Source organism: Rhodococcus sp. P14 (genome assembly GCF_000256505.1).
Lineage (GTDB): Bacteria > Actinomycetota > Actinomycetes > Mycobacteriales > Mycobacteriaceae > Rhodococcus > Rhodococcus ruber.
Window position 1 is genome coordinate 1 of the sequence record NZ_AJFC01000115.1, and the last position, 5,542, is coordinate 5,542.

The 5,542-nt window shown below is 68.0% G+C and carries 5 protein-coding genes and 1 pseudogene; 1 reads left to right on the forward strand and 5 read right to left on the reverse strand.

The features are described 5' to 3' along the window. From OEY_RS28185 to OEY_RS0108100, 5 genes and pseudogenes are all read right to left on the reverse strand, one after another. Nucleotides 1-225: pseudogene (locus OEY_RS28185) on the reverse strand (acetyl-CoA hydrolase/transferase family protein); the annotation flags it as partial. After that, nucleotides 225-1,418 (reverse strand): thiolase family protein, encoded by a 1,194-nt coding sequence (locus OEY_RS0108085; RefSeq protein WP_010593380.1) that lies wholly within the window; start codon nt 1,416-1,418, stop codon nt 225-227. The gene OEY_RS0108085 and the pseudogene OEY_RS28185, both read right to left, overlap by 1 nt. Beyond that, complete coding sequence (locus OEY_RS0108090) at nt 1,418-2,167, reverse strand: SDR family NAD(P)-dependent oxidoreductase (RefSeq protein ID WP_010593381.1); 750 nt, start codon at nt 2,165-2,167, stop codon at nt 1,418-1,420. The genes OEY_RS0108085 and OEY_RS0108090 overlap by 1 nt, the downstream gene beginning before the upstream one ends. Continuing rightward, nucleotides 2,167-3,333 (reverse strand): acyl-CoA dehydrogenase family protein, encoded by a 1,167-nt coding sequence (locus OEY_RS0108095; RefSeq protein ID WP_010593382.1) that lies wholly within the window; start codon nt 3,331-3,333, stop codon nt 2,167-2,169. Before OEY_RS0108095 ends, OEY_RS0108090 begins: the two co-directional genes overlap by 1 nt. A 58-nt stretch (nt 3,334-3,391) precedes the next feature. Continuing rightward, nucleotides 3,392-4,483, reverse strand: a complete 1,092-nt coding sequence (locus OEY_RS0108100; protein ID WP_029539944.1) for an acyl-CoA dehydrogenase family protein — start codon at nt 4,481-4,483, stop codon at nt 3,392-3,394. A 165-nt stretch (nt 4,484-4,648) separates the two neighbouring features. Between OEY_RS0108100 and OEY_RS0108105 the strand changes: the two genes are divergently transcribed. Beyond that, on the forward strand, nt 4,649-5,368 hold the full coding sequence (locus OEY_RS0108105; protein ID WP_006934213.1) for a FadR/GntR family transcriptional regulator: 720 nt from the start codon (nt 4,649-4,651) through the stop codon (nt 5,366-5,368). Nucleotides 5,369-5,542 lie beyond the last annotated feature (174 nt).

Consider the following 5,542-nt stretch of genomic DNA (forward strand, 5'->3'; position numbering starts at 1 on the left):
GCTGAGCCGGCGCAGTTCACCCAGCCCACCGTAGGAGACGACGGACAATTCGTCCGGGGTCTGCTCGGTGAGTCGGCGGTCCCAGGTCAGTCCCACGAACGCCCGGACCGCGCCGATCGACGGGAGCTGGTCGAGCAGGGCGTGGACGAGCGGGGTGGGTTCCGCGCTCGTCTGGCTCCACCAGATTCCGTCGCCGGCCCGGACGTGGGGCGTGAGGTCGATCATCAGTCGATCCGTTGAATCAGGGTGGCGGTTCCGAGTCCGCCACCGCAGCACATGGTGACCAGCCCGATTTCGGCGTCGCGACGTTCGAGTTCGGCGACGATCGTCGCGATGAGACGGGCGCCGGTGGCACCGACCGGGTGCCCGAGCGCGATCGCGCCGCCGTTGACGTTGACCCGGTCCAGGTCGGGCTTGAGCTCGCGCTCCCAGGCCAGGACCACGGAACCGAACGCCTCGTTGATCTCGAAGAGGTCGATGTCGTCGATCGTCATCCCGTTGCGGTCGAGCAGCTTCTGCGTTGCCGGAATCGGACCGGTGAGCATGATGATCGGGTCGACTCCGACCGTGGTCTGGTCGAGGATCCGGGCGCGGGCGCGCAGGCCGTGGGTATCGACCGCGTCCCGGGACGCGAGCAGGACACCGGCCGCGCCGTCCGAGATCGGCGACGAACTGCCGGCGGTGATCCGGCCGTTCTCCCGGAACGCGGTCCTCAAACCGGCCAGGGTGTCCAGGCTCGTGCCGGGCCGGACGGTCTGATCGGTCCTGCGGACCTCGCCGTCGAGCTCGAGGGGGATCATCTCTTCGTCGAACCGCCCGGCCTCGATGGCCTCGGTCGCCAGACGATGGGATCGGACGGCGAATTCGTCCATCTCCTGCCGGGTGATGCCCCACCGGTCGGCGATGAGCTCGGCGCTCTCGCCCTGGTGCACGAAGTCGTACTTCTCCCGCAGCTCGGCCGGCCACGGATCGCCGTAGAGCTCGGAGATCTTGGCCGGGGAGTTGATCGGCACGTGGCCCATGTGCTCGACGCCGCCGGCGATGACGAGGTCGTGCGTGCCGGACCCGACGAGGGCGGCACCCATCTCGACCGCGGTCTGCGCGGAGCCGCAACGGCGGTCGAGGACGACGGCCGGCACCTCGGGCGGGTATCCGGCCTGCAGCCATGCGTTGCGGCCGATGTTGCGGGACTGCTCACCGAAGGGCGCGGTGCAACCGACGACGAGGTCCTCCACTGCCGCCGGGGCCAGACCACTGCGGCGGATCAGATCCGTGTAGACCGCGCCGAGCATCTCGTTCGGATGCGTATCGCGGAACCACCCGCGTTCGGCGTGGGATCGGCCCATCGGGGTACGAGCCGCTTCGGCGATGATCACCTCGCGCGCGGAGCGCTGGAACGGGTTGGTTGCGTTGGTCATCAGATCACCGTTCCACCGTCGACGGGCAACACCTGGCCCGTGATGTACGAGGCGCCGTCGGAGGCGAAGAACACGAAGCTGGCCGAGATCTCGTTCGGCTCGGCCCAGCGCCTCAGCGCGACACGCTCGAGGGTCTTGGCCGCGAGCTTGTCGTTGCTGCGGATGTTCTCGGTCATCGGCGTGGCCGCAAGGGGCGCAATGGCATTGACGGTGACCTGTTTGCGGGCGAGCTCGCGGGCCAGCGACTTGGTCAGGCCGATGATGCCCGCCTTGGCCGCCCCGTAGTTGGCCTGGCCGATGGTGCCCTGCAGGCCGGCGGCGGAGGTGACGTTGATGATGCGCCCGGTGCCGTCCTTCGGCAGATAGGGCAGCACGGCTTTGCTGCACACGTAGCTGCCGACGAGGTGGATGTCGACGATGCGGCGGAAGTCGTCTTCCTCGAGATTCGGGAACATCGCCGGTGCGATGGCCCCGGCGTTGTTGACCAGGATGTGGACGACGCCGCCACCGAGTGCGGCGGCCTGTTCCGCCGCCGCGGCGGCCTGCGCGGCGTTGCGGACGTCGAGCACGGCGGATTTGGCGGTACCGCCGGCGGCAATGATCTCCGCGGCGACGGCGGCGGCCGCGTCCTCGTTGACATCGGTGACGAGGACGGCAGCGCCGGCGGCGGCGTAGGCGTGCGCCACGGAGGCGCCGATGCCGCTGCCCGCGCCGGTCACGAGGGCGGATCTTCCGGTGAGTTCGAACATCAGTAGCTCCTGGGAAGGCCGAGCACGTGCTCGCCGAGGTAGTTGAGAACCATTTCCTGGCTCAGCGGTGCGATGCGGGTCAGGCGCGCCTCACGGAAGTAGCGCGCGACGTGGTATTCCTCCGAGTAGCCCATGCCGCCGTGGGTCTGCAGGGCACGGTCGGCGGCCTGGAAGCCGGCGTCGGCGCACAGGTACTTGGCCATGTTGGCCTCGCGTGCACAGGGGCGGCCGTTGTCGTAGAGCCAGGTCGCCTTGCGCAGGACGAGCTCGGCGGCGTCGAGGTGGGCGAGGGAATCCGCGAGGGGGAACTGGATGCCCTGGTTCATGCCGATCGGGCGGCCGAACACCTCACGGTCGGTGGCGTACTGGGTGGCGCGGTGCAGGGCGGCACGGCCGATGCCGAGGGCCTCCGAAGCGACGAGCATCCGTTCCGGGTTGAGCCCGTCGAGGATGTACTTGAAGCCCTTGCCCTCCTCGCCGACCCGATCCTCGACGGGGATCTCGAGGCCGTCGATGAACAACTCGTTGGAGGTGACGGCGTTGCGGCCCATCTTCTTGATAGGGCGGATCTCGACCTTCGTCCGGTCCAGGTCGGTGAGGAAGAGCGTGAGACCGTCGGTCTTCTTCGTCACGTCCTCGAACTTGGTGGTGCGGGTGAGCAGGAGAATCTTCTCCGACTCCATCGCCTTCGAGATCCACACCTTGCGTCCGTTGACGATGTACTTGTCGCCGTCGCGCCGCGCGAAGGTGGTGATCTTGGTGGTGTCCAGGCCCGCGCCGGGCTCGGTGACCCCGAAGCACACGTGCAGGTCTCCGTTGACGATCCGCGGCAGGGTGCGCTGCTTGAGTTCCTCGGAGCCGTGCACGATCACCGGGTGCATGCCGAAGATCGACAGGTGCATCGAGCTGGCGCCGTTCATACCGGCGCCGGACGCGGCGACCTCCTGCAGCAGGATCGAGGCCTCGGTGATGCCCAGGCCGTGTCCGCCGTACTCCTCGGGGGTGGTGATGCCCAGCCAGCCACCCTTGGCGAACGCGTCGTAGAACTCCGTGGGGAATTCGTGGGCGGCATCCTTCTCCACCCAGTACTGCTCGTCGAACTTGCCGGCGAGTTCTCGTACCGCATCTCGGATCGTTGCCTGATCCTCGGTCAGATCGAAGTCCACAACACAGTCCCGTCGTCGTCGCTACCGTTTGGCATTAAGTTACTAAAGGACAGACCATTTAGTCAACGGTGACTCGGCCGGCCGCCGGCAGAAGAGGCAGATCCCGAGCGAGACGCTCGTTCCACACCTCCGGGCTACCGAACAGCTTCTCGTCGAGCTTGGCGCGCTTGTAGAACAGCTGCAGGTCGTGCTCCCACGTGTAGCCGATCGCGCCGTGCATCACGAGGGCACTGTCGGCGGCCTGGACCGCGCTCCGGGTCACCTGCGCCTTCGCGATCGCCGCATGCATCGCGCGCTCCCCGAGCCCGAGGTCCACCGAGGCCGCGGCATAGTAGGCGATGGACCGAGCAGCCTCCACGGACACGAGAATCGTTGCGGCAGCGTGCTTCATCGCCTGGAAGGAACCGATCGGCACACCGAACTGGTGGCGTGTTCGGCTGTAGTCCACTGCCAAGTGCAGCATCCGCTCCATCGCGCCGAGCGCGTCCGCGGAGACGAGCACGGCGGCGCGCAATCCCGCGTCGGTCAGCGCGGCCGGCGCGTCGACGTCGAGGCGCTGCGCGACGACGTTCTCGAACCGGAGGTCGGCCGCGCCCCGGGACGGATCGAGGAAGCGCCGCGGCGTGACAGTGACGCCCGGGTCTGCGACCCGGACGAGGTAGAGGGCCGTTCCGTCGCCGTCGTCGGCGGGGACGACGAGCCGGGCGGCCCGTTCGGCGCCGAGCACGGCGGACACGCGACCGGTCAGCACCCCTCGCTCGTCGACGCGCACGGCATCGCGGAGCCCGAGGGGGCGACTGGAATCGACTGCCAGGGAAGCGAATTCGCCACCGGTGAGTGCCGCGTCGGCGACATCAGGCGGCAACAGAGGGGCCGCGAGCACCGAGGCGGTCCACGCGCTCGCCGGTGCGGCATACCGGCCCAGCGCCTCGGCGGTCAGCGCGAGCTCGAGCAGACCGCCGCCCTGTCCGCCCATGTCCTCCGGCAGACCGGCCGAGAACCACCCCTCGTCCACGAACCTGCGCTCGAACTCTGCAGGTTCACCCGCTTCGCCCCACTTCCGCACGTTCGCGGGTGCCGCGAATCGCTCGAGCCAGCCGCCGAGGGCTTCGGTGAACATTTCCTGCTCTTCTGACAGCTCCCAACGCATGGAACTGGTCCTCTCGATGAGTCGGGGAATACCCTGCAAGATGAATGCAGCGACGATTCGATGGTATATTAGGTCTGACCGTTAGACCAGAGAGGGCGGGGAGTCATGTCACCAGCCGCACCGAGTACGACCCGGACCGGACGTTCCTCCATCCAGCTGACTCCGATGGAGGTTCCCAAGGCGTCGGATGTTCTTGCCAACGAGCTGCGCGAACGCATCCTCAGCGGCGAATACACCGAAGGGACCCCGCTTCCCCCGGAACGCGAACTCGTCGTCCAGACGAAGATGAGCCGGACCACGGTGCGCGAGGCTCTGCGCATCCTCGAGGTACAGGGCCTGGTACGAATCAAGGCGGGACGCGCCGGGGGTGCCTTCGTCCAGCGACCCGGCGAGCAGTCGATGGCCGACACCGTGGCGCTGCTCATCCGAGGACGCCAGATCCGCCTGGGTGCGCTGCTCGAAACGCGTGAGGCGATCGAACCGTTCTGCGCGCAACTGGCCGCCCGTCATCGGACCGACGAGGATCTCGCGCGGCTCGACGCCGCGAACGAGGACATCGCGGCCGCCGGCGACAAGCTCGACGCGTTCCTCCAGGCCAACGTCGACTGGCACATCGCCGTGGCCAGCGCGAGCCACAACGAACTGCTGTCGGGTCTGATGATCTCGCTGTCCCGTGCCATCTACGCTGCCACCGAGAACGAGGGTTTCATCGACGAGAAGGTCCGCGAGATCACCGTGAAGGCGCATCGTTCGGTCACCAGAGCGATCCGAGACCGCGACCCCGATGCTGCGGTCCGTCGCATGAGCCGCCACGTCCACTCGTACGCCGAGTCGATCCGGGAGTTCGAAGAGCGAACCGACATTCCACTGGACCAGGAGTCCTGAGCGACGCCCCTGCCCAGGCTCGCGGGCGTCCCCTCACCGGACAGAAACGATGGCCGCCCGTACCACTTCGGTACGGGCGGCCATCGTGTTGCCTACGTTCGTACGGCGCCCGGCTCCGCGCCGGGCACCACGGCGCGGATCTCCTCCCCCGCCTCCGGATTCTCGGCACCGGAC

Excerpts from the sequence above, each read along its gene's own strand:
- OEY_RS0108090 (WP_010593381.1), bottom strand. The coding sequence starts at position 2,167 with ATGTTCGAACTCACCGGAAGATCCGCCCTCGTGACCGGCGCGGGCAGC.
- OEY_RS0108100 (WP_029539944.1), bottom strand. The coding sequence starts at position 4,483 with ATGCGTTGGGAGCTGTCAGAAGAGCAGGAAATGTTCACCGAAGCCCTC.
- OEY_RS0108105 (WP_006934213.1), top strand. The coding sequence starts at position 4,649 with ATGGAGGTTCCCAAGGCGTCGGATGTTCTTGCCAACGAGCTGCGCGAA.
- OEY_RS0108085 (WP_010593380.1), bottom strand. The coding sequence starts at position 1,418 with ATGACCAACGCAACCAACCCGTTCCAGCGCTCCGCGCGCGAGGTGATC.